Raw genomic sequence first — 25,320 nt, 5'->3', positions numbered from 1 at the left:
ATCAGTGGGTTCCTGCAGTAGACGTAACGGCTGCCAGCTGCTGTTGCAGCTGGTCGAGTTTTTCCTGTTGTTTGGCAACGCCACTGGCCAGAGCATCTACCGTTGGCAGATTCTGTTCGCGTGCCATATCGAGGCGTTCCTGGGCCTTGTTGACACGGTCCTGGGCGGCCAGAACCTTGCTGCGCAAGGCGGCAATATCGGCTTCTGCGGCAGCCGGAGCCACTGCTGGTGCCAGCGCGGCAACCGTAGCTGCCGGGGTATCAGTGGCTGCTGGTTGTGCACCTGAGGCCTGTTCCCAGGCGGCTTTGGCTTCGTTGACACGTTCTTGCTGTTTACGAACGCCTTCTTCCAGTGCCGCAACGGTATCCAGACCTTGTTCCCGTGCTTCGGTCAGACGGCTTTGAGCCGCATCCAGACGACCTTGAGCGGTTTCCCATTTACGCTTCAGGCGTTCAGGGCTGTTGGGATCACCTTTATCGGTGGCACTTTCGGTCACCGCGACGGCAGTCGAAACTGGTGCGGCTGCACCCGATTCAGCCTGTTGCCATGCGGCTTTGGCTTCGTCGACACGCTCTTGCTGTTTGCGAACGCCTTCTTCAAGTGCTGCTACGGTATCCAGACCCTGTTCGCGGGCCTCCGCCAGACGGCTCTGGGCGGCATCAAGACGACCCTGGGCCGTTTCCCATTTGCGCTTCAGGCGCTCCGGGCTGTTTGGATCGCCCTTATCGGTGCCCTCTGCTGTGCTAGCCGCTGCCGGAGGGGCTGCTTTCAGGGCTTTTTTCTCAGCGGCGATATCCTTGGCCAGATCTTTCATCTTGGTCTGGGATTTTTCCAGGCCAGATTCCAGAGCCGTAATTTTGGTCGCCTGTGACTCATCACCAGCGGCCAATGCAGCTTGCGCTTCCGCCAGCTTTTCTTTGGTTTTGGCGATGGCAGTCTGGGTCGCTGTCAGTTGTTTCTGCAGTTTTTCCAGCGTTTCCGAAGTGGCTGCTGCCGCAGGTGCACTGGCAGACGCTGCTACTGTCGGAGCTGCAGCAGGTGCCGGTTTGGCGGATTGTGAGTTGGCAGCCGCTTCGGCACGCGCCTTACGCTTGGCTTCTTTCTCAGCGGCTTCACGCTCCTGACGGGCCTGACGACGTTCAAAGCGCTCACGTGCCTGTTCGGCTTTTTTCTGGGCCGCACGCTCTTCGCGAATCGAACCCTTGGCGTGGCGATAGTACTGCACCAGTGGAATCTGGCTTGGGCATACGTAAGAGCAGGCACCACATTCGATACAGTCGAACAGGTTGTGTTGTTCGGCCTTGTCGAACTCTTCGGAGCGGCTGAACCAGTACAGCTGTTGTGGCAGCAGTTCCACCGGACAGGCTTCGGTACACATGCCGCAACGGATACAGGCCATGGCCATATCGTTGAGTGGCAGCTCTTTGGCGGTTGGCGCTAGCAGACAGTTGCTGGTTTTCACCAGTGGCATGTCTACGGATGGCAGGGTAAAGCCCATCATCGGACCACCCATAATCACGCGCGGCTGTTTCTGTGGCTGATAACCCGCCAGTTGCAGCAGGTGGCTGGCCGGGGTACCCAGGGCCACTTCCCAGTTGCCGGGGTGTTTGATGGCATCGCCGGTAACCGTGGTGATACGGCTGATCAGTGGTTCGCCAATGTCGACTGCACGGTGCACGGCAGCGGCAGATGCGACGTTTTGGCAAACAATACCAATCTGTGCCGGAATGCCACCACTTGGCACTTCAAGGCCAGTCAGAATACGGATCAGCTGCTTTTCGCCACCGGATGGATATTTGGTCGGAATTTTCACCACGTCGATGTGGTGTTCTTCGTGCAGTTGCACCAGCGCTGCATTCAGTGCCGCAATGGCTTCCGGTTTGTTGTCTTCAACACCGATCAGACAGCGTTTGGCGCCGAGGATATAAAGCAGGATTTGGGCGCCTCGCACCACCTCAGCGGCACGCTCACGCATTAGCATGTCATCGGAGGTGATGTAAGGTTCACACTCGGCGCCGTTCAGAATCAGGGTGTCGATCGGACTTTGTCCCTGTTCATCCCGTTTCACCGACAGTTTGACCGCAGATGGGAAACCGGCACCACCCATACCGGCAATACCGGCCATACGAATCTGGTGTACCAGTTGTGCAGGCTCGATGTCGGTAATGTCGTCGACACCCAATTCAGCACACAGGCTCTGGTGGGCGATCCATTCGTCCTGGCCGTCAGGGCGCAGCACAATACAAGGTTCTTCCAGACCGGAAACGTGCGGAATCGCGCGGTTTTCGATGGCAACCACGATGCCGGAGGTTGGTGCATGTACCGGCAGGCTGACAAACCCCTGAGGATTGGCAATCACCTGGCCTTTTAATACGCGTGCGCCGACTTCAACACAAGGAGCCGCTGGAGCACCAATGTGCTGCTGGAATGGCAGCACCAACTCGCTGGCCAGCGGGGCTGTGCGAATCGGGGTACCGTTACTCTGTGACTTGTTCTCGGCCGGGTGAATACCGCCGTGGAAAGTGTGCAGCTGAATCATGTGGGTCATGCGGCTTCGCCCTTGTTGTCATTGGCGGCATGTGGACGACTGTCGGTCGCAATCATTTGTGGGCCTTGCTGAGGCGCTTGCCAGAACCAGTTGGCGGTGCTGGTTTCAACCGGGCGCATTTCAATGCAATCAACCGGGCACGGCTCAACACACAGGTCACAACCGGTGCATTCGGCAGCGACAACGGTGTGCATCTGTTTGGCGGCACCAATAATCGCGTCAACCGGGCAAGCCTGAATACACTTGGTGCAGCCGATACATTCGGCTTCACGAATAAAGGCAACCATCGGACCGGCTTTTTCAGCTCCGTGCTCAGCATCCAGCGGCTCGGGTTCTACACCCAGCAGGTCAGCCAGTGCCTGGATAGTGCTTTCACCGCCCGGAGGGCACTTGTTGATTTTTTCGCCATTGGCAATGGCTTCGGAATAGGGTTTGCAGCCAGGATAGCCACACTGACCACACTGGGTTTGTGGCAACAGGGCGTTAACCTGATCGGCGATCGGGTTGCCCTCAACGCGGAAACGCACCGCGGCAAAGCCCAGAACCGCGCCAAAAATCAGAGCGAGGACAGCCAATACAGAGACGGCAATTACAACAGTACTCATGAGTTCTATCTCGTGCAGTGGGTCAGATACTGACCAGACCGGTGAAGCCCATAAAGGCCAGTGACATCAGGCCAGCAGTCATCAGAGCGATGGCTGATCCACGGAATGGCTTCGGTACGTCTGCCACGGCAATACGCTCACGCATGGCAGCAAACAGCACCATCACCAGAGAGAAACCAACTGCAGCGCCAAAACCATACAGGATGGACTCCAGCAGGTTGTTGTTGCGTTTGATGTTGAGCAGCGCCACACCCAGTACGGCACAGTTGGTGGTGATCAGCGGCAGGAAAATACCCAGCACGCGATACAGCATGGGGCTGGTTTTGCGAATCGCCATTTCGGTGAAGCCCACCACCACGGCAATTACCATAATAAAGCTGATGGTCTTCAGGTACGCGAGATCCAGCGGAATCAGCAGGAATTCGTACACCAGGTAGCTGCACAGGGACGCCAGGGTCAGTACAAATGTGGTGGCAGCCCCCATGCCAATCGCGGTTTCCAGTTTGTTGGAAACACCCATAAATGGGCAAAGGCCGAGGAACTGCACCAGCACAAAGTTGTTGACCAGTATGGTGCTCACCAGAATCAGCAGATATTCGGTCATTACGGGCTCCGGAAAGTGGTTCTGACGTCAGGGCAGGACATGTTTGAGTGGATAGGCCCTGCCATCTGATTGCGCTGGATTGTTTGAAAAATAACCAGTGTCAGAAAAAAGGCTGCGCATTATCCCAAACTTCAGTTATTTCCCACAAGCAATACAACCAACGCTTTTAATTCAAAAAAGTTCTAAGCTTAGCTGGCGTGATTGCGTGCGGTTTTAAATAAACCGGCTACTGCCGTAATTAACTGAGAGTTCTGTTGAAAAGCGCCGCAGGCAGCATTCTGGCCGGGTGAAAATTCGGGGTGGTGACGAGGATCAAACAATATATCTATGGAGGAATGCAGGGATGATGTTATCGCCAGGGCGAAGAAAAATTCAGGCTTCATCGGAGTAATTACGATCAGTCAGGTGCTCTTGGATACTGATCAGTATCAAGACCAGTCGAGTGTTTTTTGTTCGTCAGAATGGTGGGTAAAGCAGGGAGGAGACCGGCTCGTGGGCAAGGTTCACCGTGAGGGCAAACAGACGGGCAAATTAACAAGCAGAGCCAGCATCCATAAACACCGATAATCTCCGCCAAGCCATCGCGGCCAACGGCCGACTCCTACATGAAAATGCAGTTTTACCCACCGAAGGTGGCTGCCCAATGCCCATCTGGGCGAGCCGGGATTTACCGCAACGGCCGACCCAGCCGGGGCATGGATGCCCCGCAAGGCCAGTTGGTACAGGGATGTGCCATCTGACCGGGGTCGAAAAGCCGTTGTCGGTGAAAACCGGAAGCACGAGCCCAGTCGGGCTAAGCAGGGGGAGGCCCGCCCGGCCGGGGGACAAGGTCCCCCATGAGGGCATACGGTTGTGCCAATGAGCTAACCGTGCAGTCATCTGATGCGGTAGCGAAGCGTAGTAACTGATCGGCACCAGGCCCCATCGGGGGCCTGATTTCTTTACTGAGAAGGGATTATTGCAGCGCCAATGGTTTGCCTGCTGCTTCGCGGGTTTCTTGCCATTCTTCCGGAGTTTTTACCGCAAATGAGCCAGGAATGCTCAGCATGATATCGAAGAAGTCGGCACGCAGTTTGTTGGAGACCACTTCATCACGTGGTTTCATTTTCACCACATACACAGACTGCACGTTCTGGTGATCCAGAGCACGCCAGGATTGTGGATCTTTTACGGTCTGATAGGTGTGGTCTTCCAGTGCGTTGATCACCTTGTCGGTATTGGTGCCACCAGCACGTTTCACGGCATCGGCGTATTCATACACGGTGCTGTAAGCGGAAGCCGCCGGGCTGTCCGGGTACTGGCCGTAGGCCTTGACGTAATCTTCAACAAAGCGCTGACCACGTTCGTAACCGTACTTGTATGGTACTTCCCAGCACCATGGCACCGCACCAACAATACCTTCCATCAGAGCCGGACCGGCCTGGATGGCGATCCCCAGGGACAGGTTCGGCACGATGATTTCCATTTTGTCGCGCAGGCCCATTTCATGAGCAATGCTCAGGGCGGTGGCGAGGTCGTCAGCGAACTGGATGATCACCAGTACGTCGGCACCTGACTGCGATGCTTCCTGCAGTGCAGCTTCCAGGTCGGCTTTACGTGGTTTCGGGAATTTCACCAGCGTGTGTGGGTGAGTTTGTGGATCTTCGGTATTGGTGAACTTGCGCAGTGAGCCTTCGGTGGAGTAGCCCCAGCTGTAGTCCGGGGTTACATAAAATACCCGTTTGTTTTGCAGGTGCTGGTTCATATACATGGACAGCGCCTTGGCGGTCATCCAGGCATTGTAGGACTCACGGAAGATGTGGCGATGGCCCTCCTGCTCAGTGGTTTCATTGGCATAAGACTGTACCGCGAAGTAGAGCAGACCGGCTTTGGCAGATTCTTTGCCTGCCGCAATGGCTTCAGCACTGGTGGCTCCGCCAAAAATCATGGTGGCACCGGCAGAAGCGAGTGTACCGACGTTTTCGACCGCCTTGTCGGGCAGAGCCGCACTGTTGGCGGTCAGCAGCTCCAGAGGGCGGCCGAGAATACCACCTTTGGCGTTGATTTCGTCAATGGCGAGTTGGGCGCCCTGGGCTTGTTGTACGCCCTCGGATTTGTAACGCCCCGTGGTTGGATAGTTGAGGCCCAATTTGATGCTGTCGGCAGAATGACTGAGGCTGGCGGCCATCAGCAGAGTTACTGAAGCAAGAAAATGGCGGGCAGGAAATTTACCTGAAAACAGAGAAGTAGCGCGAGCAAAAAACGTCATAGCCTTGTCCTTGGTGTCGTTTTTACTGGGGGGGGTTTTACTGAGTCATAATTCGTTACTTTACGTAACGGTGCGTAACATTATGATTAACTGGCAGTGACAATCACCGTGTATTTGTCGTCATGGCCTGAATTGTTGTTTATTAGGCAACGAAGTGCGCAGTAATTGACACACCTGTTAACGTTAGTGCGCCAATTCGGAGAACGGGCGCTAACTGTCCGGTTATTCGTTGAACTTTGGCGACATTGTCGACGCAGTAGGCAGGTGACAGTATTTCGCCCTCAATTGATGCTTCTGGAATACGCCAGATACCGATTCAAGGGTTTATAGTTCAGTGCGCCAGCGGAATGGTGACCGGGAGGGAAGCAGTATCGGAACCAGCTGGTTCAATCTGTGTACCGGAGTAATGGAAATGGACGCACTAGCACTCAACCACACGTCAAGGGACGCTCTGCTCGCCCTTGCTCTCAAGTATGAAAGTATCACCGGCAAGCGCCTGAAATGGCGTCGCGACACCGATGCCGCTATTGAAATGGTTCTCGACTCTCTGGCTCATGGGGCTGACGAACTGTTTCAGGTGGCGGTGAATTTTATGGAAACCCTGCCAATCCAGATGCGAAAGGAGTTTCTCAAACTCCAGCAACTGGATGTACCACAGGGTTACGAGGCGCGCGTGCAGCTGTATCGTGGCGTGGCGCACCGTTTGTTAAAGCCGGTTTCATCGTCAGCGCTGGTTGCTGACTCTGCCAATACCACCGTGGTGCGCCATACGTACCGGGGAGTTACCTGGGAAGAAACGGTAGAGGTCGATAACAGCAATAAATCCAGCACTGCCAGTCGTCGTGTGTACCGGGGTCAGGAATACTGATTCCGCCTTTGAACCCGGCCACGGCGATAGCTGTGGCCGCGGCCTTTCCATCCAGTTTCAGCCTTTGTAGTGCAGAAAACAGTTGGCCAGCTCGGCCATCAACTCCTTGATTTCATTGGAATCCGCAGCGGTTTTGAGAGGCTGCAGATGTGCATCTGCGCCGAATAACTGCTGTTGAACACTCTGCCAGGCAACGTGGTCGCCTTCGTACAGGTGCTGATCAACCAGTTCCTGCAAATGCTGGATGTCTTCAGGAGCAATCGAACTATCAGAGCTTGCCAGACGCTGGCACCAGCTTTCGTGGGACTCACCCTTGTTCGGGCCACAATCACAGAGTGTTCCCAGGTTTTGTAGCCAAGGTAGAACGCGAGCAATATCGCGTGCGGGGGATTGTGGTTTGTAGCGCAGGATTCGCTCATGCCACCAGCGTTTGCGTAATGGCAGCAGGGCATCCAGTAACAGATGGCGAGAGGTTGGCAAGGACCAGAGCGTCAATGCCAAAGCCAACAGTATCAATCCGGTGGTCGAGGTGATCAGTGCCTGTAATGGCCACAGCAGCAGTGAGAACAACAGCCACGGGTACGCATAGGCCGGGCTATCTGCCAGATTGGCACCAATTGCTTGTGTTCGGCTGCGCGGCTCCACCGGTTTTGGCAACTCAAAGCGGGTGTCGGTTTCCAGTGTGAGCCAATGACGACCATCCCAGGCTTCTACCCAAGCATGACCATCACTCTGGATCACATCATAAAAGCCGGTCAGGGCGTTATAACGGGTAGCGGAAAAACCGGTTACCAGGCGAGCCGGAACTTCAATTGAGCGCAGCAGCATTACCAGCGCAGTTGCGCGTATTTCGTTACTGGCAGCCTGGCGTTCCTGCAGAACCTGTACCAGCAAGGAACGGTCACGATTCAGCCTGGGTGGCTGGCCTGCTACGGACTGGTCGAAATTATTGCGAACCCAGTTTTCCATTTTGTATGCCTTGGCGGCGTTGTTGTTGGCTCCAACACTGGCCGCCAATGCCAGTTCGCGTAACCAGGCCAGATCGGCGGATGGCACTCGCAAGTCCGGGCGTGCCGGGGCAGGGGAGCAGGCGATCGGGTGTTGCTGGTCATTGCCAAGCAAGGCCGTTGCCTGATAGCGGCTTCCTGCCTTGAGGGCACTGGCGACCAGAGGCTGCCGCCAGTTATCCAGTGCAATAGCGTTGGCACTGATTTTTAACGATTCCGTAGTGCCCGCCAGTGGCAGCCAGGCGGAAATGGCCTGACGGACGTGAACCTCGTAGTTCACAGTCTCTGGATGACTGTTCTGGCAGTGCACGGGAGTGGAGTTGAGAAGACCGACTTCATCGGCTTCGGTCTGCATCTTCAGATAGGACAAGCTGCTGCTGGTCCAGACCTGACCATCAAAGAAATCGAATGTATGAGCTTTCAGATACAGCGGTTGAGATGAACGAACCTGAAGCACCAGATCATCTGGCTGACCGCCGATGGCATCACTGCTGAACAAGTCCAGACGTTCGGAAAAGCCCGGATAATCAAATTGTGGCGTGTCGCGGCTGACGGCATCCCAGAGTTCCTGTGGCCCTTCACTGGCTGCCAGTGATTCGGCAGTGAGGATCGAGCTTTCGCGATGGCCGCCATTCATGGCTTGTCCCAACCAGTCACTGTGGTCATAACGGTGTTCGCTGGCGTATGGCGGTAATAGCAGCGGGCGTTGTTCGGTGGTGGGCTGAACCAGCCACACCAGTAAACCGGCCACTGGTGTCAGTGCCAGAATCAGCGGTAATTGCAGAAGGTCGCGCGGCGACAGGGTTGGGCTTGTTGCCGTTTCAGAAAAGCCTTCGGCGTGAGGACCCACTGCAATCAGGCTGTGCTGGCGATTGATGCTGCGAATCTGGGTTAATGCCGCCAGCCAGGACAGCCAGAAACACAGCAGTCCCAACAACCAATAACCACTTTGCGACATGGCAGATGCCACCAGCAAGGCCAATGGTGATATCAACAGTGCCAGCATAATGGCCATGCGCTGGCGGGCCTGCAGATAAAACGCCCATTGCAGCGTCAGCAAGAAGAGCACCACCGCGCGGATCGGCTCCATAAACCAGCCAACAGCGGCCGCCAGTACCAACAGGGTGGCGGCCAAAATCTGGCTGATCGACACATGAATACGAGGGCCGTGCGATTGGCTGCCGAACCAGATGGCACCAAAGCCGATGGCACCGATCAGTAATGCCAGCGTAATTGCGACGGGCAGACTGCTGATGGTGCTCAGCCACAACAGGCTGGCCCAGAACAGCTGTCCTGCTACTAACAGGCGCAAGCGGGTGAGGTTGTCGAGGAAATCAGGCAGCGTTGGCATTCTGGATGAACCTCGCAAAGTTGCTGTTGGCATGAAGCGTCAGGATGCGATGGTTCGGCTCGGGTGTTTGCCAGCCTTCGCTGTAGATCTCCATCGGATTGATAAAGGATGCGTTGTGGATACGAATATCCAGCCAGCGACCGTTATTCCGCAGCTTGCTGGTTTGCTCTACTGCACGCAGGCTGATCAGGGTTGCCTGCGGGAATTCGATCAGGGCGCGTTCGGCCAGTTGCTCGGCGCTGTCGCCACTGTCACCCGACTGGGCACTCATGGCACTCATGGCACTCATGGCACTCAGAAAAGACGGGTTTTGCTGGTACGGATCGAGCGTCAGGCGACTGTTATAACGGTCGTTGCTGAACAGATGAACAATAGCCTCACCGCGGTTGGCGCAGGCCATGATCGACGCCGCGATACTGCGGCGGAAATCGAGGCTGTGACGGCTGATGCCCTGCACGGTTTGTTGGTAGTCGAGCACAATAATGTATTCCGGCAGAGTTTCGCGGTCATATTGCAGGCTGGTCTGCGGGTAGCGTTGGGGCAGCGGATGGTGGGTGGTGCGTCGGGCTGGTGTGGTTTGGGCGGCATGCTGGATACCAAACCAGTCGTCACCGATGGCATTGGCCAGCGCAGGTTGCTGATAAGCAGGTAAAGGTTCGGACTTTAACGGGAGCTGGCGAATGGGTACAACTTTCGGCAGCACCAGCAGACCGGGAGCGGCGTTGTCTGATACCTGCTGGCGTCGGAACAGCCCAAATGGCCAATCCGATGAAATAGCCATGCTGTTGATAATGAACAGTCCACAACGACTGGCCGGCACTCGTATGATCAGGCGTGAATCCGGTTCAATCCGGTCTATTTCAAACAGCTGGCGCGAAAGTTCGGGTATCTGCAGTTCCAGCTCAATGCCATACAGGGTTCGGTTGCAGTGGAAATGGCATTCCAGCAGCAGTTCGTCACCTTCTTCCGGCTGATTGATCTGGCGGATATCCACCTGCAATTGCCGCGTTTGCAGCAGCGGTAACCACCAGGCGACTGCGAGCGTGGATAACAGCAGGCTGCTGAGCAGAGCTGCAGAGGCTGATCCGCTGGTGGTTGCCATGGCCAGCGCCGCCAGTCCCATCAGCAGCACAGCCAGCGGCAGTGACCACAGGCGTATGGCCGTTTTTACTGAAAAATGTCCGGTCATAACGGATTATCCGGTGACTTTGGTGCCGCGGGTTTCCGGGGTATCAACCCGCTCGATCAGATCCTGCCAGAAGTCGGCACGGTGAGCGGCCTGGTTGAGGCGAGCATCACGGAAAATCATGCGATGGCCGAGTACCGGTTCCAACAGTGACTGCACCAGCTGCGGGGTAATCGCCTTGCGATTGGTGAGTACTGCCATGGCGCGTACCGCACGGATCAGGGCCAGCGAGGCACGAGGGCTGGCACCCAGTTGCACCTGCGGGTGTTCGCGGGTGGCACGAATCAGCTGGTTGATATAACCAACGATGGTTTCGGCCAGCGGAATTTTTTCGCAGAGTTTTTGCAATTGCAGCAGGGTGGAGCCATCCATCACCGGTTTGACCCGATCCAGCGGATCGCCGCTGAGGCGCGCATTCAGCATTGCCAACTCCTGTTCCGTACTTGGGTATCCCGGAGTAATACGCATCAGGAAACGGTCGAGCAGGGCTTCTGGCAAGGCATAGGTGCCGAGGAAATCTTCCGGGTTGCGGCTGGCAATGACCATAAACGGTGTTGGCAGCGGTATTTCTTCACCATCGTAACTGATGGCATTTTCTGCCATGGCTTCCAGTAATGCGGCCTGAGTGCGTGGTGAGGCGCGATTGATTTCGTCCATGAGCAGAATATTGGTGAACACCGGGCCCTTGATATGACGCATTTGCTGGCTGCTGCTGTCGAACAGGCTGTAACCGAGAATATCGGCTGGCATCAGGTCCGGGGTGCATTGTACGCGGCGCGACTGTAACGCCAGTGAGCGTGCCAGTGTGCGGCTGAGGGTAGTTTTTCCGGTTCCCGGCACGTCTTCGATCAACAGGTGACCGCCGGCCAGTACACAGGTCATGGTGTGTAACAGTACGGTGGAGGAAGCCTGGATCACACTGGACAGGTTCTGATGCAGTTGCTGCAGGGCGGCGGCCGGATTGCTCACACGGATTTCCTTCTGGATATAGGGACAGGGCTGATGTCTGTTCTAACTGCTCCTGATTGGCAATTCCAGCGTTTGTAACTGCCATATGCCAACCAGAGCGCGATTTCGGACTATCTTTACGCGTTTTGATGACAGAAAGCCGGAATCGGCAATATCCGTCTGCACGCGGTTTTATTGAGGATATGTTCAATAATTGTCGGACAATCGGATTTTGAATGCCGCAATAATACCGCTCGTCGGCGACGACCGGGTGTGACCAATATCACGTTATGCCGGGTTTTTGCTGGCCAGAGTGGCCATGAGTGTCAGCTTTCTGGCATGGATGGCGCATGGCAGGGGCTTGTCAGCGTCAGAATTGCTGGCACACTGATGAACCGCTTGTCAGATCATTCAGAGATGTTGTTTAACAGTCCCTTTCGTTTGTCATTCAGCCTGTTGCTGGTGATGTTGTTAGCCGGTTGCCAGGAGCAAGCCTGGAATAACCCGCATCCGGATGAAGACGGCGATGCGCGCATCCTGTATTCAAGCTTTTCTTCCCGCCCCAAACATCTGGACCCGGCACGTTCCTACAGTTCGGACGAAAGCCGGTTTATCGACCAGATATATGAGCCGCCGCTGGAATATCATTATCTGAAGCGCCCGTATGAGCTGATTCCCAATACGCTCACGGAAATGCCACAAATCGAATACTCCGACGCCCACGGTAATCCGGTGCCGGAGCAATCGCCGCTGGTTGCTTACAGTACCTATGTTCTGACCATCAAACCGGGCATTCACTATCAGCCGCATCCGGCATTTGCGCTGGGGTCGGATGGTAACCCGCGTTATCGTTTTGCTAGCGCCCGTGATAGCCAGGAATATCAGAGCCTGGAAGATTTCACTGAAACCGGTACTCGTGAGCTGGTTTCCGACGATTACATTTATCAGATCAAACGTCTGGCTGACCCGGCCAACTTGTCGCCTGTGCGTGGGCTGCTGGCCGAATTTATTGTTGGTATGGACGAGTTTGGTGATCGGGTAACGGCTATTCGCAAGGAGCGTCCGCGCAATCAGCGTTGGGTTAATCTCGATGATCTGGATATGGAGGGGCTGGAGCGTCTGAACGACTACCAGTTCAGTATTCGTCTGAAAGGCAAATACCCGCAGTTCCGTTATTGGCTGGCGTATCACTTTTTTGCCCCGGTTCCGGAGCTGGTGGACGAGTTTTATAACCAGCCGGGTTTGGCAGATCGCAATATCGTGCTGGACTGGCATCCGGTCGGTACTGGCGCGTTTATGATGACTCGCAACGATCCGAACGAAGTGATTGTGCTGGAGCGTAACCCCAATTTCCGTGAAGACCTTTATCCGTCAGAAGGTGAAAAGGAAGACGAGGCCAATGGTTTGCTGGCCGCCGCCGGACAACCCATGCCATTCCTCGACAAGGTGGTATATCGCCTCGAAAAAGAAGCCATTCCGCTGTGGAGCAAATTTCTGCAGGGGTATTACGACCGTTCCGGTATTGGTGCTGACAGCTTTGACCAGGCGGTTTCGGTGGGCAGTCAGGGGATTCGCCTGAGTGATGAAATGATCGAAAAAGGCATCACCATGGAAATCGAGGTGGTGCCGGGCACCTATTATCTGGCGTTTAACATGCTCGACCCGATTGTGGGTGGCCAGCGTCCACACAATGCGCCACGTCTGAATGCCCGTGATGCCAAAGAGCATCAGAAAACCGCAGAACGTGCCCGCAAGTTGCGTCAGGCGATTTCGATTGCCTTCGATCAGGAAGAGTCCATTTCCATTTTTGCCAATGGTCGTGGCGAAGTGGGGATGGGGCCTATTCCTCCGGGAATTTTTGGTTATCAGACCGGCCGTAATGGTCTGAATAATCTGGTCTATGACTGGGTCGATGATGGTAATGGTGGCGGTCGTGCAGTGCTCAAGCCGATTGAATACGCTCGCAAACTGATGGCGGAAGCCGGTTATCCGGATGGTCGGGATGCCGACACGGGCAAACCGCTGGTGCTGAATTACGAAACCACCTCGGGTGGTGGCAACTCCAACCAGATCTGGCTGATCAAGCAGTTCCGCAAGCTGGGGATTGAGCTGAATATTCGCAGCACCGATTACAACCGCTTCCAGGAGAAAATCCGCACCGGTAATGCCCAGATCTTCTCGTGGGGCTGGATGGCGGACTATCCGGATGCCGAGAACTTCCTGTTCCTGCTGTACGGGCCTAACGGCCAGGTGGCAACCGATGGTGCCGGGGTGAACTCGTCCAACTACAGCAACCCTGAATACGACCGTTTATTCGACCGCATGAAACTGATGCCGGATTCTCCGGAGCGCATGGCGGTGATTCGCAAGATGCTGGATATCTTCCAGCACGATGCACCATGGGGCTCGGTCTGGCATCCACACGCCTATGTGCTGAATAACCCGTGGGTGAAAAATACCAAGGCCCATGGCATCAGCCAGTCGGTCCTGAAATACATCGATATTGACCCTGAAATGCGTGACCGCGTCTGGGCTGAGCGTAATCCTCCGGTGATTACCCCGTTGCTGACGGTGCTGGGCTTGCTGTTCCTGCTGGGGCTGGGGGGTTATCTGGCCTGGCGCAAGCGTCTGCAGGTAAAGGTGTTCCATGACTGAGGTGAGCGGAGTAACAGCTGCATGATTTCCTACATCATTCGCCGACTGCTGTACGCGGTGCCGATTCTGATCGGGGTTAACCTGCTGACCTTTGCACTGTTTTTTATGGTGAATACACCCGACCAGATGGCGCGGGTACAGCTGGGTGACAAACACATGGACGCCAAGGCCATTGAAGCCTGGAAAGCTGAGCGTGGGTACGACAAACCGCTGTTTATGAACGAGCGTGAAGACAGTGAAGGCTTGTTGACTGACACCATTTTCTTCGACAAATCCGTACGTCTGTTTGCGCTGGACTTTGGCAAGTCGGACGAAGGCCGCGCCATTATCGAAGATATTCAGCAGCGTATGTGGCCCAGTCTGGCGGTGGCCTTGCCGAGTTTTATTCTCGGTATTCTGGTGAATATCTCGCTGGCGCTGTTTGTGGTGATGTTCCGCGGCAGCCTGTTTGATACCGGTGCGATGGTGGCCTGTGTGGCCATGATGTCGATTTCCGGTGTGTTCTACGTATTTGCGGGCCAGTTCTTCTTCGCCAAGATGTGGCATCTGGTGCCGGTGTCCGGTTATGTACCGGGTGCAGATGCCTGGCGTTTCCTGATCCTGCCAGTGGTGATTGGTGTGATTTCCGGTATTGGCAGTGGTGTTCGTCTTTATCGCACCCTGTTTCTGGAAGAAGCCAGCAAGGATTACGTGCGCACCGCCCGTGCCAAGGGGGTGTCCGAGCTGGGGGTATTATTCCGCCATGTCTTGCCGAACGGCATGATCCCGATTCTGACCAGTGTGGTGGTGGTGATTCCGTCACTGTTTATGGGCAGTCTGCTGGTGGAGTCGTTTTTTGGTATTCCCGGCCTCGGCAGTTATACCCTGGATGCCATTCAGGCCCAGGACTTCGCCATTGTTCGCTGTATGGTGTTTCTCGGTTCGGTGCTGTACATCCTCGGCCTGTTGCTGACCGATATTTCCTACACGCTGGTTGATCCGCGTGTACGCCTGTCGTAGGAGTCGGGGTAATGACTGACTGGATGATGATCAAACCCGTTGTGTTGTGGAGCGACAGCCTGATTTTTCTGCTGGCGCTGCTGCTGATTCTGTTTTTTGTGCATATGGCCCGCAACCCGGTGGCTCGTATGCGCTGGCGCACCGTGTTTGCCTCGCCAACCGGGATGGGCGCGTTTCTGGTGATCCTGTTTTACATTTTGGTGGCCTTGCTGGACTCCATTCATTTTCGGCAGCCGCTGGAACAGTCGGATGCCAGCAGCGATGTGCATTACAGCCAGCAGGTTGATAGCGTATTGGACCTGATTATCGGCGATCTGCGTGGCAAGGACGAAAAAACCTACTCCGCGCCGTTTGCGATCTATTCGTTCGCCAAGGAAACCCGCACCCTGGATGACGGCTCGATCGTGCGTGATTTTCCACGCCTGGAACACGCCGGTGTGCATCTGTCGGATCCCGCTGAACACTGGCACGACATTCGTAATCGCACTCTCGAAGCCCTGCTGATTGGTCTGGCCATCAGTGCTGCGCTGGTGCTGTTGCACTGGCAGTGGCGCAACCGCTGTGATGCGGTTGCTTGCGGGCCGCGCAAGGAATACCTGCCGTGGAAAACCATTTACGGCACGTTGGCGTTTCTGGTGTTTGCAACTGTGTGGGTGCTCAAACTGGGCGGTCTGTACCATATTCTGGGCACCAACATGGTGGGACAGGACACGCTCTATCAGGCCATCAAGGGCATTCGCACCGGTGTCCTGATTGGTACGCTGGCGACCATTCTGACCATGCCACTGGCGATTGTGCTGGGCATCTGTGCCGGGTATTTCCGCGGCCGGGTTGATGATCTGGTGCAGTATGTCTACACCACGCTGAGTTCGATTCCGGGCATCCTGCTGATTGCCGCGTCGATCCTGCTGATTGACGTGTATATCGAAACCCATCCGGAACAGTTTGCTCTGACCGTTGAGAGGGCGGATTTCCGCTTCCTGGCATTGTGTTTCATTCTCGGGATGACCAGCTGGACTGGCCTCTGCCGTTTGTTGCGTGCCGAAACCCTGAAGGTCAGCCAGCTCGATTATGTGCAGGCTGCCCGTGCGTTTGGTGTGCCGCACTGGCGCATTCTGGCCAGCCATATTCTGCCCAATATCACTCACCTGATCCTGATTTCGCTGGTACTGGATTTCAGTGGTTTTGTGCTGGCTGAGGCGATTCTGTCGTACATCGGGGTGGGCGTGGATCCAACCATGGCGAGCTGGGGCAATATGATCAACGATGCCCGTGCCGAGTTGTCCCGTGATCCGGTGATCTGGTGGTCGGTGAGTGCTGCATTTTTGCTGATGTTTGGCCTGGTTCTGGCCGCCAACCTCTTCTCGGACCGGGTGCGTGATGCGTTTGACCCGCGTGCCGCAAACAAGGCTTGAGGAGACCACCATGCCATTATTGTCGGTCACCAATCTGGCCATCGAATTACCCGCACCACGCCGCGCCATTGTTGCCAACGGCGACACCCAGGCCCGGCGTCTGGTCAAGGGCATATCGTTCGAGATCGAAGCTGGCCAGATTCTGGCGTTGGTCGGAGAAAGTGGTTCGGGCAAGTCCCTGACCTCGCTGGCCCTGCTGCGTTTATTGCCGGATGCCCTGCGTATTGTCGACGGTGAAGTTCGCCTCGATGGTGATGACCTGTTCCGCCATACCGAAGCGCGTATGAACAGCATTCGTGGCAGCCAGGCGGCGATGATTTTCCAGGAGCCACAAACGGCACTGAACCCGGTTAAAAACCTGATGGAGCAGGTGGGGGAGGTGTTACGTCTGCATCGTGGTTTGCGTGGTGCGGAATTACGCGCCCAGGTACTGCGTTTGCTGGAGGAAGTCGGGATTCCTGAGCCTGAGCAGCGCCTGAGCTGGTATCCCCATCAGTTGTCTGGTGGTCAGAAGCAGCGTGTCATGATTGCCATGGCGCTGGCTTGCGAGCCACGTTTGTTGATCGCCGACGAGCCGACCACCGCGCTGGATGTAACGATCCAGAAGCAGATTCTCGATCTGCTCAAGGTGTTATGCCGCAAGCGTGGTCTTGCCGTGTTGCTGATCACCCACGATATGGGGGTAGTGGCCGAAATGGCCGATCAGGTGGCGGTCATGCGTCATGGCGAGATTCTCGAATACCGCCCGTGCAAGGCGTTTTTCCAGTCGCCGCAACATCATTACAGTCGCCAGTTGATCCAGTCGCTGCCACGTCGTCAGTATCGTGAGCCGCTGGCCGACAGTGAGCCAATCCTGAAGCTGAATAACGTGCGGGTCTGGTTTGCCCAGCGTAAGGGCCTGTTGCAACGAATCCATGGTTACACCCGCGCGGTGGACGGCATTGATCTGGAAATCCGCCGTGGTGAAACCGTCGCTCTGGTTGGCGAAAGTGGTTCCGGCAAATCTACTGCTGGCCGCGCGATTCTGGCGCTGGAGCCGCTCGCTTCCGGCACCATCCATTTTGATGGCCAACGGATTGATAACCTCAGTGCCACGGCTTATCGCCCTTGGCGCAAGCGGATTCAGGTGATTTTCCAGGACCCGTTTTCGTCGATGAATCCGCGTATGACCATTCGTGAGGTTCTTGAAGAAGGTATGCGGGCACTGGGTGTGGGTGGCAACAGCAAACAGCGTGAAGAGCGACTGCGGGCTTTGCTTGAACGGGTGGGGCTGCAAGCAGACCATCTGGACCGTTATCCCCATGAGTTTTCCGGTGGCCAGCGTCAGCGTATTGCCATCGCCCGGGCAATTGCGGTTGAACCCGAGCTGATCATCTGTGATGAGCCGACCAGTGCTCTGGACGTCAGTATTCGTGGCCAGGTGTTGGAGCTGTTGCAGGAGCTGCAGCGCGAGATGGGGCTGAGTTATCTGTTTATCACCCACGACCTGTCGATTATTCCGCTGCTGGCACATCGGGTAGCGGTGATGAAAAACGGCGTGATCGTTGAACAGGGACCAACGGCGGATGTGATGAATAATCCGCAGCAGGATTACACCCGCGAGCTGCTGGCAGCGGCCCCCATGCTGGAACAGGTGATCGAGGAGGATCTCGATCCGGCCTGATGTTAGACGTCTGACGCCCGACGCTTCGCTGCTGTTCGGCTTGTTAATTGGCCAGGCTGCTTGCTCTCTTGGGGGACCTTGTCCCCCGGCCGGGCGGGCCTCCCCCTGCTTTTGCCCGACTGGGCTCGTATCTCCGGTTTTCACCAACAACGGCTATCGACCCCGACCCGATGGCACATCCCTGTGCCCTGTCTATCGGTAAAAATAGGGTCGTGCGGGGCATCCATATCCCGGCCGGGTCGGCCGTTGCGGTGAATCCCGGCTCGCCCAGATGGGCATTCGGTAGCCAGCTGCGCTGGGCAGTTCTGTACAAATAGATGCTCTGTTGTAGTGTGGGCATTTATGTCCACAAAATCAGACCCGACGCCCGATCCGAACGACGTCAGGAGCAGGATTTGCCTGGGGCGCAACATCCGCTTGCTGCGGTTTTGTTTGTGCTGTTGGCTGTCTTGGTCGATGTGTTGGAGCTGACGACGGCAAGTGCCGGTGTGCGTTTGCCAAAACGATTGCCGACCAGATGATTAAACAGGTTACGAATCAGACCTTGTTGACGGTGAGCGCGTGGTTCAACCGGTTCGGCTGGTCGGTTGAGGCGAGTTGCCATTCCTGAATAACAGGCGGCGTTGTAAAACTGCATCACCTCATGTTCTGGCACATCCAGAATGCGTGAAGCCAGTACGATAGAAGTCGGGCGACTGCTGAACAGGCTGGCCAGCTTGAACGAGTTGGGAGTGGTCGGCAGGCGGGTGAAGTTTGGCCAGTAATTGAGGCGAATAACGTCGTCACGGCGGCAACCGGCATCGAGGCAGCAACGTTCTTCGGTATAACCGGTAAAGCCTGCGATCCATAGCAGCTCTTCCATCGGGCGGCCGCGGACGTTGTTCAGGCGTGGCAGAATGCTGTTGGACAGTTCACGCGAATGGGAACGGTAAATCCGTAACTGGCCCGCCCGCATATGGTCCACCAGCAGGTTGGCTTCGCCATCGGGGTCGTAGAAGCAGTTATCGATGCCGGACAGAACAAGTCCCTGATCGTCCGGAGTCAGAAACAGAACCACACTCTGGTCTTTGCGCAACTGGTGAATATAACGCGCCAGATCGGTGTCCGGAGCCAGAAAAGTGGCTCGTTCAGCCCGCACAATAGATGCAACCATGATTCCACGTCCCTATGACTGGTCTTGAGAAGGCCGCAGTCTGAACGGGGATTGTTACAAATTATGCACTACAAGTGGCGCAGGATTATCGCTGGTCAGGCTGGCGTATTTTGTAACCATTCAACTGCACCGATGCCTGCACGTTTGCCGGTGGCAAAACAGGCTGTCAGCAGGTAACCCCCGGTTGGGGCCTCCCAATCGAGCATTTCACCGGCCACAAACACTCCGGGCAGTTGTTTCAGCATCAGTTGTGGTGTGACAGCATCCAGCACTACGCCACCGGCGCTGCTGATGGCTTCGTCAATCGGGCGCGTGGCATACGGTTGAATCGGCATGGCCTTGATGGCTTTGGCGACGGCCACAGCATCGTTGTTATCCAGCTGCGGACAGCATTCCCGTAACAGGGTGCCGGTGATGGCAGGCAGATTGAGTTTCTTGCGCAGCACACTGGCAAACGACAGGCCTTTGCGTGGCTGCTGCAGTTTGGCCAGAATCTGTTCGTGGCTGCTGTTTGGTAACCAGTCGAGCAACAGGCGCGGCGGGCGTTTGTTATCGCCCAGCAGAATCAGATCACGCAGCGGTGCCGACAGGGCATACACCAGACTGCCTTCGATGCCGTATTCGGTCACCACAAACTCGCCGGTTTTGCCCCAGCGGTTGCCGTCGGCATCGGTAAGGGCCAGTGCGATGTGTTTGATCGGCGTGCCGCCAAAACGCTCCTTGATAAACGCACTCCAGGCCACTTCAAACCCGCAATTACTCGGGACCAGCGGTGCTACCGCGACGCCCGCGGCACTCAGCCATGGGCACCAACGACCATCGGAACCGAGGCGTTGCCAACTGGCACCTCCCAAAGCCAATACCACGGCTTTGAAGCGGCGTTCGATATCACCTTCCGGTGTATTGAATACCCAGCTCTGGTCTGCGGCATTCCCGGTATTGTTTTGCTCCCAGCCAATCCAGCGATGGCGTGGATGGAAGCTGACACCCTGAGTGCGCAAGCGGTGTAACCAGGCGCGCAGCAGTGGAGCCGCTTTCATATCTGTGGGGAAAACCCGGCCGGAGGTGCCAACAAAGGTGTTGATACCGAGGTCGTGAATCCAGCTGCGCAGGGTATCCGGTGTGAAATCATCCAGCCATGGGCGCAGGGTGGCGCTGGCTTTGCCATAACGCTGTACAAACTGGGCGTAATCTTCCGAGTGGGTGATGTTCATGCCACCGATACCGGCCAGCAAAAATTTGCGGGCGACACTGGGCATGGCATCAAACACTTCCACCGTATAACCGGCTTGCGCCAGTTGTTCAGCGGCCATCAGGCCAGCAGGACCGCCGCCAATAACGGCAACGGTGGTTTGGGAAGTGTTGGCGGCAATGGCGGTCATGCGGATTCCATCAGAAAACAGATCGGGAAAGGGCGGCAGTCTACCCGGCCTTGCCCGCACGGGCTACCAGCCTGACGGCACGACCACTGCGAATATCCTCCCGCTGGAGGACCTCAAAACCGCATTGACTGAGTAGCCATTGCAGATCGTCGGCAGAATAACGGTTGTGTTCGGCGTACTGGCTGAAGGCGTACTCCAGCTCCGGTCGTGGCAGCATAGTGAGGTCTGGATGGCTATGCTGCATGTAACTCTGTAATGGCTGGCGCACCATATCGATCAGGATCAGCAGGCCATCGTCCGCTAGCCACGACTTGATGGTACGGAACAGGGCTACCGGTTGATGCAGTTCATGCACCAGCATATTGGCCATGATCAGGCTGACGTTATGATCAAACGCCTGGTGTGGCTGGTTAAGGTCGTCAATAACTACTCGTGCATTGGCGGGTAATTCGACCATGTGTTCGAGCATATAAGGCGCACATTCGACCCCTGTACAGTGCCAATCCGGATGTTGCAGGGCGACGTCGCGCAGGAACTGACCGGCGCCACAGCCCAGATCAAGCATTTGCAACGGCTGTTCAAAAGCAGCGGTTTGATGCTGCCAGAAGGCCCAGAAGTCCTGGTTGTGATGGCGGCTGTAGTTATCGAGCGTGCGTTGGGCGGCCAGATTGCCGTCACCACCGTGATGCTGCTGCAGGTATTGCTGGAGAGTGTGGAGGTCGGGCGTGGCAGGGGCTGAGGACATAAAGCGCTCCGCAAGAAGTGACTGACAGCATCATAACCGGTTTGGAATATAGATGCTTCGGCTTCTTGCGGAGTGTGGTATTACCACATCAGATCGTCTGGAATCTGGTAAGCGGCATACGGATCGTCTTCGTCCAGCTGTTCGCCCTGGGATTCGGCGATCAGGATAAAGTGCTCAGGGGCACGCTGGCGGATTTTATCGGCTACCGGCAGTGGGATTACACGATAACCAGAGTCGGTCGCTGGGCCATCATAGGCAATAATGGCCAGTTGGCCACGGCTGAGACGATCCCATACCGCCTGGTTAACGTAGAGGCTTTTCACCTTCTTGCCGTCAACGAAGTTGTACTTGATCTCGCCTTTGCTGTTGCTGGCGTTGGTTTCAATCAGCTGTCGAATCTGGGCCGCAATGGCTTTTTGCTGGGCTTCAGCTTCTTTCTGACGATTCAGCTCACGGTCGCGTTCGGTTTTGGCCTTGAGGGCGGCTTCTGCTGCGGCTTTGGTGTCTTCCAGTTCTTCACCTTTGCCGGTGCGCTTCAGGTGCTCGTTACGTTTGAGCTCCTTGGCATTTTTTTTGGCTTTTTTCTGGTTGACCAGACCCATTGATAACAGTTGTTCTTGCAGTGTTTTGGCCATGGATGATCCTCCTGATCAGCGCGTCCAGACGCCAGCGGGAATCAGACCGGCCAGCGCATCAATAGTGGCGTCCCGTTCTGCGACGTCATTGGCAACCACGGTGACGTGGCCCAGTTTGCGAGCCGGACGTGCTTCCTTGCCATAAGAATGGTTAAACGCATTGTCGAGGCCATCAGCGGCGGCAGCCGGGGTTTCATCACCAATCACGTTGATCATGGCAACTGCCGGGAAACGTGCAGCGGTTGAACCCAGTGGTTTACCAGCCATCGCCAGAATGTGGTTACGGAACTGGCTGGTTTCTGCGCCTTCAATTGACCAGTGGCCAGAGTTGTGAACACGTGGCGCCACTTCGTTGGCAACCAGACCGTTGGCGGTGTCAAACAGCTCAAGGGTGATGGTGCCGACGTAATCGAGGCTATCCGCCAGCTGGCGAATGTAACGTTCGGCCTGTTCTGCCTTGGCGCTGTCGAGACCGGCAGCCGGGAACAGGGAGTAACGCAGGATGCCTTCGTGGTGAACGTTTTCAGTCATTGGCCATACCACCATGTTGCCTTCGCGGTCGCGGGAGGCAATCACGGAGGTTTCGCGACTGAACGTCACAAAGGCTTCGGCGATCAGTTCACGCCCACCAATAGCAGCCCAGGCCGGTTCAGCATCTTCAGGCGTACGCAGAACGTACTGGCCCTTGCCGTCGTAACCTTCGGTGGTGGTTTTCAGAACAATTGGCAGACCCAGTTGCTGGATGGCGGATTTGACGTCATCCAGACTGTTCACGGCACAGAAGTCTGCAGTAGCGATACCGGCCGCGCGCAGGGCATTCTTTTCCAGCAGACGATTCTGGAAGGTTTTCAGAGCGCGCAGGCTTGGGTACAGCTTGTCTGCGTGAGCTTCCAGGCGCGCCACAATGGCAGCCGGAATGTTCTCGGTTTCGTAACCCAGCAGATCAACGCTGCTGATAAACGCGTCCAGTGCTGCATCGGAGTGAGCGCGCAGGTCGTAGAGGCTGACCTCAATGTCGCTGAGGTCGGCCACGCTGTCAGACAACATCTGACCAAGCTGGCCGTTACCGAGAATGCCGATTTTCATTGTGTATCTACCTGGTTCAAAACGGTTCGTGCTAAGCGGGATCAGATGTCGTCGCGCGGGTCTGGCTGAGCCAGTACGCTGTCAGTCTGTTCGGCGCGGAAAGTGTCGATACGAGCCAGCAGGGCGTCGTCGGAAGTGGCCAGAATCTGGGCAGCCAGCAGACCGGCGTTTTTGGCACCGGCATCACCAATGGCCAGAGTACCCACCGCAACACCACCTGGCATCTGGACGATGGACAGCAGTGAATCGAGGCCTTTGAGGGCGCGGGACTGTACCGGTACACCCAGTACTGGCAGGGAAGTCTGGGAGGCCGCCATGCCTGGCAGGTGCGCTGCACCACCGGCACCCGCGATGATTACTTTCAAACCACGGGACTGGGCAGTCTTGGCGTAGTCGAACAGCAGATCCGGGGTACGGTGAGCCGATACCACTTTCACTTCGTAGCTAACGCCCAGCTTGTCGAGCATATCCGCTGCGTGTTGCATGGTGGGCCAATCGCTCTTGGAGCCCATGATAATGCCAACCTTGACTGTCATCCGCTGGTCCTCTTCTGGAGTATCGTCGGTGCCCGGTGTGTTGGGTAAACCGGGCCTTTGTTCAGGAAAGCCGCGGATTGTATCACAAGGGGGCCATGCGGCCACCAGAAGCTGCCTTATGCGGTTGTCGCACGTGGGCAAGGGGGCTTCGGACGGGTATCATCAGGGCTTCTGAAGCTGTATGGTGGAGCCATGCTTACCCTGTTATCACCAGCCAAGACCCTCGATTACGAGTCACCGTTGCTGACCCAACGGACTACGTCCCCGGATTTTCTGCAAGATTCCGCAGCCCTGATTGATGAATTGCGTCAGTGGTCGGTGGATGATATTGCCGGTCTGATGGGCTTGAGCAACAAGCTGGCAGAGTTGAACGTTGAGCGTTATTCCCGCTGGCAGTTGCCGTTTCCGGAAGGTGGGGCGCGCCAAGCGGTGCTGGCCTTTAAAGGTGATGTATACACTGGCCTGCAGGTGGAAGACTTCAGCGATAGCGATTTTGATTTTGCGCAGCAGCACGTGCGGATTCTGAGTGGTCTGTATGGATTGTTGCGGCCGCTGGATGAGATGCTGCCGTACCGACTGGAAATGGGCACTCGTCTGGCCAATGTCCGTGGCAAGGATCTTTATGCCTTCTGGGGGAGTCGTATTACCGACGCTATAAATGAAGTGCTGGCGCAGCAGGTTAACCCGGTGGTGGTGAATCTGGCGTCCAACGAATATTTCAAGGCGGTGCAGCCGAAACGGCTGACGGCCAGACTGATTACCCCGGAATTCCGGGATGAAAAGAATGGTCAGTACAAGATAATCAGCTTTTACGCCAAGAAGGCTCGTGGTCTTATGACCCGCTTTATGGTGCAGAACCGCATTGATCATGCGGATGAATTGAAGGACTTTGATCTTGCCGGTTACCGTTATAGCGCCGAGGATTCAAAGTCAGACAAATGGGTTTTCAAACGAGCGGAGAAGGATATACAAGATGCATAAGCGGATTACCTCCTTGCTGGTCGCCGGTATGCTGGCCAGCTCTCTGGGTGGCTGTGTGCTGTCATCACAGGTGATTGAGCTGAGTCCACAGAGCAACATCACCCGTACTCAGCCGCAGACTCAGCGCGCTGCCATGATTCGGGTTGAGGATCAGCGCAAGGTGAAGGCTACCATGGTGGGTACTCGTGGTGGCACTGATCCACAGAGCTCCCCGATTGTTGCCAGTGAGCCGCTGACCAGCACTCTGACCACTCGCCTGCAAAACACCATGGCGCTGATGGGTCTGGGCGGCACCAGCGCTTATGAGCCAATCAAAGTGCAGATGGACATTACCGCGTTCAACTACAGCTGCAACGATGGTGTGCTGGTAAACGAATGCTCCATGGAAATGGGTCTGCGTATTACGGTTTTGGATGGCGGCAAGAGTTTCTACAAGCCGTTCCTGGTGAAAGAAACCCGTTCGGTAGCCACTGCTCCGGCAGCCAGCTACAACGAAGAATGGATCAACACCATGCTGGACGATCTGTGGAAGCGTATTTTCACCGATTCAGCAGTACGTCAGTCTCTGGGGGTGATGTAAGCACCTGACGTGTGAATGACGGAAACAAAAACAGCGCCTGCGGGCGCTGTTTTTGTTGGTAGCCTTTTGGGGCCTTTTTAGGCTTATATCCAGGTTGCAGAGCCAACACCCGGGGGAGTGCCGAC

Annotated in this window: 20 protein-coding genes; 7 read left to right on the top strand and 13 right to left on the bottom strand. The window is 56.0% G+C overall.

Translation table 11 applies throughout. From position 1 onward, the window contains the following. Position 1 precedes the first annotated feature (1 nt). From rsxC to OUO13_RS00445, 4 genes are all read right to left on the bottom strand, one after another. Complete coding sequence (gene rsxC / locus OUO13_RS00460; protein ID WP_283171880.1) at positions 2–2,548, bottom strand: electron transport complex subunit RsxC; 2,547 nt, start codon at positions 2,546–2,548, stop codon at positions 2–4. After that, entirely contained in the window at positions 2,545–3,153 is a 609-nt protein-coding gene (gene rsxB, locus OUO13_RS00455; RefSeq protein ID WP_283171879.1) for an electron transport complex subunit RsxB, read from the bottom strand. The genes rsxC and rsxB overlap by 4 nt, the downstream gene beginning before the upstream one ends. Before the next feature lie 22 nt (positions 3,154–3,175). Further along, positions 3,176–3,757, bottom strand: coding sequence for an electron transport complex subunit RsxA (rsxA, locus tag OUO13_RS00450; protein ID WP_283171878.1), 582 nt, complete (start codon positions 3,755–3,757; stop codon positions 3,176–3,178). Between the two features lie 955 nt (positions 3,758–4,712). Further along, a complete protein-coding gene (locus OUO13_RS00445; RefSeq protein WP_283171877.1) occupies positions 4,713–6,005 on the bottom strand; it encodes an ABC transporter substrate-binding protein in 1,293 nt (430 codons plus the stop codon). 412 nt (positions 6,006–6,417) lie between these two features. On the opposite strand from OUO13_RS00445, the gene OUO13_RS00440 reads away from it, so the two are divergent. Next, positions 6,418–6,873: a hypothetical protein gene (locus OUO13_RS00440; protein WP_283171876.1), complete on the top strand. Its 456-nt coding sequence runs from the start codon at positions 6,418–6,420 to the stop codon at positions 6,871–6,873. A 57-nt stretch (positions 6,874–6,930) separates the two neighbouring features. Here the strand turns inward: OUO13_RS00440 and OUO13_RS00435 are convergent, their stop codons facing one another. From OUO13_RS00435 to OUO13_RS00425, 3 genes are read right to left on the bottom strand one after another with little or no spacing between them, the layout of a single operon-like run. Next, on the bottom strand, positions 6,931–9,231 hold the full coding sequence (locus OUO13_RS00435) for a transglutaminase TgpA family protein (RefSeq protein WP_283171875.1): 2,301 nt from the start codon (positions 9,229–9,231) through the stop codon (positions 6,931–6,933). Continuing rightward, on the bottom strand, positions 9,215–10,420 hold the full coding sequence (locus OUO13_RS00430; protein ID WP_283171874.1) for a hypothetical protein: 1,206 nt from the start codon (positions 10,418–10,420) through the stop codon (positions 9,215–9,217). The genes OUO13_RS00435 and OUO13_RS00430 overlap by 17 nt, the downstream gene beginning before the upstream one ends. A 6-nt stretch (positions 10,421–10,426) precedes the next feature. Then, positions 10,427–11,386: an AAA family ATPase gene (locus OUO13_RS00425; RefSeq protein ID WP_283171873.1), complete on the bottom strand. Its 960-nt coding sequence runs from the start codon at positions 11,384–11,386 to the stop codon at positions 10,427–10,429. Positions 11,387–11,782: 396 nt separating this feature from the next. Here OUO13_RS00425 and OUO13_RS00420 point away from each other — a divergent pair, with 396 nt between their 5' ends. Genes OUO13_RS00420 through OUO13_RS00405 form a run of 4 tightly spaced genes read left to right on the top strand, consistent with a single transcriptional unit; the run spans position 11,783 to position 18,097 of the window. Then, positions 11,783–14,020 (top strand): ABC transporter substrate-binding protein, encoded by a 2,238-nt coding sequence (locus OUO13_RS00420; RefSeq protein WP_283171872.1) that lies wholly within the window; start codon positions 11,783–11,785, stop codon positions 14,018–14,020. Between the two features lie 21 nt (positions 14,021–14,041). Then, positions 14,042–15,019 carry an ABC transporter permease gene (locus OUO13_RS00415; protein ID WP_283171871.1) on the top strand — a complete coding sequence of 326 codons (978 nt, stop codon included), beginning with the start codon at positions 14,042–14,044 and terminating at the stop codon, positions 15,017–15,019. Positions 15,020–15,030: 11 nt separating this feature from the next. Continuing rightward, positions 15,031–16,434: an ABC transporter permease gene (locus tag OUO13_RS00410; RefSeq protein WP_283171870.1), complete on the top strand. Its 1,404-nt coding sequence runs from the start codon at positions 15,031–15,033 to the stop codon at positions 16,432–16,434. Positions 16,435–16,444: 10 nt separating this feature from the next. Next, the gene (locus OUO13_RS00405) at positions 16,445–18,097 is read left to right on the top strand and encodes an ABC transporter ATP-binding protein (protein WP_283171869.1); all 1,653 of its coding nucleotides are present in this window, start codon (positions 16,445–16,447) and stop codon (positions 18,095–18,097) included. A 382-nt stretch (positions 18,098–18,479) separates the two neighbouring features. Here OUO13_RS00405 and OUO13_RS00400 read toward each other — a convergent pair whose 3' ends face one another. The 6 genes from OUO13_RS00400 to purE form a co-directional block, all read right to left on the bottom strand. After that, the gene (locus tag OUO13_RS00400; RefSeq protein WP_283171868.1) at positions 18,480–19,250 is read right to left on the bottom strand and encodes a hypothetical protein; all 771 of its coding nucleotides are present in this window, start codon (positions 19,248–19,250) and stop codon (positions 18,480–18,482) included. A 95-nt stretch (positions 19,251–19,345) separates the two neighbouring features. Continuing rightward, on the bottom strand, positions 19,346–20,632 hold the full coding sequence (locus OUO13_RS00395) for a TIGR03862 family flavoprotein (protein ID WP_283171867.1): 1,287 nt from the start codon (positions 20,630–20,632) through the stop codon (positions 19,346–19,348). Positions 20,633–20,672: 40 nt separating this feature from the next. Then, on the bottom strand, positions 20,673–21,377 hold the full coding sequence (locus OUO13_RS00390) for a class I SAM-dependent methyltransferase (protein ID WP_283171866.1): 705 nt from the start codon (positions 21,375–21,377) through the stop codon (positions 20,673–20,675). Positions 21,378–21,457: 80 nt separating this feature from the next. After that, positions 21,458–22,012 carry a DUF2058 domain-containing protein gene (locus OUO13_RS00385; protein WP_283171865.1) on the bottom strand — a complete coding sequence of 185 codons (555 nt, stop codon included), beginning with the start codon at positions 22,010–22,012 and terminating at the stop codon, positions 21,458–21,460. 15 nt (positions 22,013–22,027) lie between these two features. Then, positions 22,028–23,098, bottom strand: coding sequence for a 5-(carboxyamino)imidazole ribonucleotide synthase (locus OUO13_RS00380; protein WP_283171864.1), 1,071 nt, complete (start codon positions 23,096–23,098; stop codon positions 22,028–22,030). 41 nt (positions 23,099–23,139) lie between these two features. Beyond that, positions 23,140–23,634, bottom strand: coding sequence for a 5-(carboxyamino)imidazole ribonucleotide mutase (purE, locus tag OUO13_RS00375; protein WP_283171863.1), 495 nt, complete (start codon positions 23,632–23,634; stop codon positions 23,140–23,142). Between the two features lie 192 nt (positions 23,635–23,826). On the opposite strand from purE, the gene yaaA reads away from it, so the two are divergent. Then, entirely contained in the window at positions 23,827–24,615 is a 789-nt protein-coding gene (gene yaaA, locus OUO13_RS00370; RefSeq protein ID WP_283171862.1) for a peroxide stress protein YaaA, read from the top strand. Next, on the top strand, positions 24,608–25,195 hold the full coding sequence (locus tag OUO13_RS00365) for a YajG family lipoprotein (protein WP_283171861.1): 588 nt from the start codon (positions 24,608–24,610) through the stop codon (positions 25,193–25,195). Before yaaA ends, OUO13_RS00365 begins: the two co-directional genes overlap by 8 nt. Positions 25,196–25,320: the final 125 nt, after the last annotated feature.

Origin of the sequence: Parathalassolituus penaei, from assembly GCF_026626885.1 — a bacterium.
Classification (GTDB): Bacteria; Pseudomonadota; Gammaproteobacteria; order Pseudomonadales; family Oceanobacteraceae; genus Oceanobacter; species Oceanobacter penaei.
The sequence above is the reverse complement of the archived record's forward strand: the minus strand, read 5'-3'. Positions and strand labels throughout refer to the sequence as shown.